This window comes from Komagataeibacter intermedius TF2 (genome assembly GCF_000964425.1).
Lineage (GTDB): Bacteria > Pseudomonadota > Alphaproteobacteria > Acetobacterales > Acetobacteraceae > Komagataeibacter > Komagataeibacter intermedius.
Map to the genome: position 1 here is coordinate 1 of NZ_BANF01000271.1, position 326 is coordinate 326.

Consider the following 326-nt stretch of genomic DNA (forward strand, 5'->3'; position numbering starts at 1 on the left):
GTTGCTTTCGAGGCGGGTAAGCCCCTTGAGATTGTCGAGATCGATGTAGCGCCTCCTCGTGCTGGTGAGGTGCTCGTGCAGATCACGCATACGGGTGTGTGCCACACTGATGCGTTTACCCTGTCAGGGGATGATCCCGAGGGACTGTTCCCAGCCGTTTTGGGTCACGAAGGCGCGGGAATTGTCATCGAGGTCGGAGAAGGGGTCACCAGCGTTGCCCCCGGCGACCATGTCATTCCGCTTTACACGGCGGAATGCGGTGAATGTCTGTTCTGTAAGTCGGGAAAAACCAATCTCTGCATTTCAGTGCGCGCCACACAGGGTAA

At 57.4% G+C, this 326-nt stretch carries 1 protein-coding gene; it reads left to right on the forward strand.

The annotated features are described in order from the left end of the window. On the forward strand, positions 1 to 326 hold a 326-nt coding region (locus tag B7449_RS16860; RefSeq protein ID WP_148431384.1), incomplete at both ends, for an alcohol dehydrogenase catalytic domain-containing protein.